A 3,109-nucleotide genomic window follows, 5' to 3' on the forward strand; every position below is an offset into this window, starting at 1 on the left:
GGGGGCGCCTCCTTCTGCGTCACCTGTGAGTCTCTCGGCCCTGTGAGTCTCTCGGCGCAGGTACCGTGAGAGCCCCCGCTTCGGAGCCAGGCCCTGCTTGGCCAAGCTCCCGCTGCGCGCAGTCAGGCTCTGCGGGGAGTCGTGGTCAGGCTTCGAACTTGTAGCCGAGTCCGCGCACCGTGGTGAGCAGGCGCGGCTCCGAGGGGTTCTGTTCGACTTTGGCACGCAGACGCTTGACGTGGACGTCGAGGGTCTTCGTGTCGCCGACGTAATCTTCTCCCCAGATCCGGTCGATGAGCTGACCGCGTGTCATCACTCGACCGGAGTTGCGGATGAGGATCTCGAGCAGCTCGAACTCCTTCAGCGGCATCGACAGCTCTTCGCCGCGGACGCTGACGACGTGTCGTTCGACATCGATGCGGACTCCCCCGGCTTCGAGCACCGACTCGTCGTCGAAGGCTTCGGATTCGACGTTGCGGCGCAGCACCGCTCGCACCCTGGCCAGCAGTTCTCGCGAGGAGTAGGGCTTGGTCACGTAGTCGTCTGCGCCGAGTTCGAGTCCCACCACCTTGTCGATCTCCGAGTCCTTGGCCGTGAGCATGATGATCGGCACACTGGACTTCGCACGCAGCTCTCGGCATACCTCGGTGCCGGAGACTCCCGGCAGCATGAGGTCGAGCAGAACGAGATCGGCGCCGTTGCGGTCGAACTCTGCGAGAGCCTTCAAACCGTCATCGGCAACTGTCACCTCATATCCTTCTTTATCGAGCAGGTACGACAGTGGGTCCGAGAACGAATCCTCGTCCTCGACAAGCAGAATTCGAGTCACGTTGTGAGCTTCCTTTGTTCGCTTCCGGTTTTCAGAACCTGGGTTGTCTCATTCTCATTCTCCCCTGTGCTGACGCCCTTGTCATCGTCGGGGTCATGTTCGGTGCCGTCATTGGCAACCGCGCCATCAGCAGCGGCTCCCTCTGCATCCGTCTCAACCTCAACCTCAGCCTCGTCGGCATCAGCCCGTGCCGAGTGCTCGAGCAGGACCCCATCCGGCGCCGAGGAGGATGCTTCGTCATCGGAGACGTTGCCTGCCAGCGGAAGCACGATGGTGAAGGTCGAACCCTTGCCGAGGCGGCTCCAGACCTTCACCTGCCCGCCGTGTGTGGCGATGATGTGCTTGACGATGCTCAGCCCCAGCCCGGTTCCACCCGTGATACGCGAACGCGCCGGGTCCACGCGGTAGAAACGTTCGAAGACGCGCTCGGTGTCCTGAGTGGAGAGACCGATGCCCTGGTCGGCGACGGAGATCTCGACGCGTTCGTCGACCAGGTCGACTCCGACGCCGATGCGAGTGCCGTCGGGTGAGTAGTTGATGGCATTGTCGATAAGGTTGCGCACCGCATTGACGAGGAGTTCGTAGTTGCCCTCGATGAGCATTGTGCCCGGTGGCGAGACCTCGATGTGGATGTTCTTGCTCTCGGCACGCGTACGGGCACGGTCAGCGGCATCATCGACCACCTCGGCGGCGGAGATCTTCTCCGTCGCGGACGGAGCGGTATGGTCCTGGACGCGGGACAGGTCGATGATCTCCTGCACCAGCTGAGTCAGCCGCTTCGACTCCCGCTGCATGCGACCGCCGAAGCGTTCGACGGCCTGCGGGTCATCGGAGAAGTCGGTGACCGCCTCGGCGAGGAGGGACATCGCGCCGATGGGGGTCTTGAGTTCGTGGGAGACGTTGGCAACAAAATCTCGCCGAATGGAGTCAACGCGCTTGGACTCGGTCTGGTCGTCACAGAGGACGAGGACGAAGGCCGTGCCCAAGGGCGCCACACGAGCGTGGAGGAATCGCAGGATCGAATCCGTCTGCTCGCGCTTCTGTTCGAGTTCGATCTCTTCGATGAGGCCTCTGGAGCGGACTCGGCCGACCATGCGCAGCATCTCGGGAGAAGCAAGGGAATGCCCTCTGACCAGCCCGAACGTGTAAGCGGCCGGGGATGCTTTGACGACGTCATCACCGGCGTCGAGAACGATCGCGGCCGAGGGCAGCACAGCCAGAACCTCGGCGATGCCTTCGGGCAGGTCGTCCTCAGAATGCAGATCGGCAGCATCACGGGAGCGTTCGCTGAAACGAAACGCCAGAATTCCCGCTATGCCCAGTCCCAGACCGACGATGCCGGTCAGGACCGCTACGATCAAGAGGTCCACGTCATCAAGCTTATGCGCAGTCGGCTTCAGAGGCGCACGGAATCGACCCCAGGACGCCGCTTTTGCCGAGGAATTCACCTGCATGCCAGACAACGTTCACCCAATGGTGTCAAGCTGACACAGTGTGCCTATCCTGACCGGAGGGTTGTCCGCACCCAGGGCGATCTCAGGCACCTCCCCTTGCACAAGATCCACGAGATTAAGGAACCGCTGTCAATGCGCGAAGTCTTCAGAAATGAGCTGGACGAGCTGGCCACGCAGCTGGTCGACATGTCTGTCAAAGTTCACGAGGCGATGCGCCTGGCGAACCAGTCCCTGCGAAGCAACGACCTCGAACTGGCCGAAAAGGTCATCGAAGCCGACGCCGTGATCGACCACATGCAGCACGCCCTCGACCTTCAGGCCGCTGAGATGCTGGCCTTGCAGGCCCCCGTCGCCGCCGACCTGCGCGCGGTCATCGGCTCACTGCGGATGTCCGCTTCGCTCGAGCGCATGGGTGACCTCGCTCGCCACATCGCCCAGCAGGTCCGCATCCGCTACCCGGAGTCAGCGATCCCCGACCACTTCACCGACACCTTCACCCGCATGGGCGAATCCGGAGAGAAGATCGCCGAGGCGACGGAGAACCTGCTGTCGAACCCGGGCCTGACCGCCGTGCCCACGATCAATGCGATCGACGAAGAGCTCGACGAACTGCACCTGAGCATCTTCGCCAAGCTCGCCGAGGCGCCCGCCGGTTCGCTGGCACCCCGCCACATCGCCGACGTCACCCTGCTCTCGCGCTACTACGAGCGCTTCGGCGATCACGCGGTGTCCGTGTCTCAGAAGGTCGAATACCTGCTCACCGGCAACTGGGAACCGTACCTGTCGAAGAAGTGACATACGCCTGAAACACCGAATCAGCCCGCGG

Annotated in this window: 3 protein-coding genes; 1 reads left to right on the plus strand and 2 read right to left on the minus strand. The window is 62.8% G+C overall.

Annotated features, from left to right (window positions below; genetic code table 11):
* Positions 1-145: 145 nt before the first annotated feature.
* Together ACE03M_RS10020 and ACE03M_RS10025 are read right to left on the minus strand one after the other, a co-directional pair.
* Complete coding sequence (locus ACE03M_RS10020; RefSeq protein ID WP_143920613.1) at positions 146-829, minus strand: response regulator transcription factor; 684 nt, start codon at positions 827-829, stop codon at positions 146-148.
* Entirely contained in the window at positions 826-2,199 is a 1,374-nt protein-coding gene (locus ACE03M_RS10025; RefSeq protein ID WP_260847896.1) for a sensor histidine kinase, read from the minus strand. The genes ACE03M_RS10020 and ACE03M_RS10025 overlap by 4 nt, the downstream gene beginning before the upstream one ends.
* A gap of 216 nt (positions 2,200-2,415) precedes the next feature.
* Here ACE03M_RS10025 and phoU point away from each other — a divergent pair, with 216 nt between their 5' ends.
* Entirely contained in the window at positions 2,416-3,078 is a 663-nt protein-coding gene (gene phoU, locus ACE03M_RS10030; RefSeq protein WP_143920614.1) for a phosphate signaling complex protein PhoU, read from the plus strand.
* Positions 3,079-3,109 lie beyond the last annotated feature (31 nt).

This window comes from Brevibacterium sp. AGC70 (assembly GCF_057334195.1).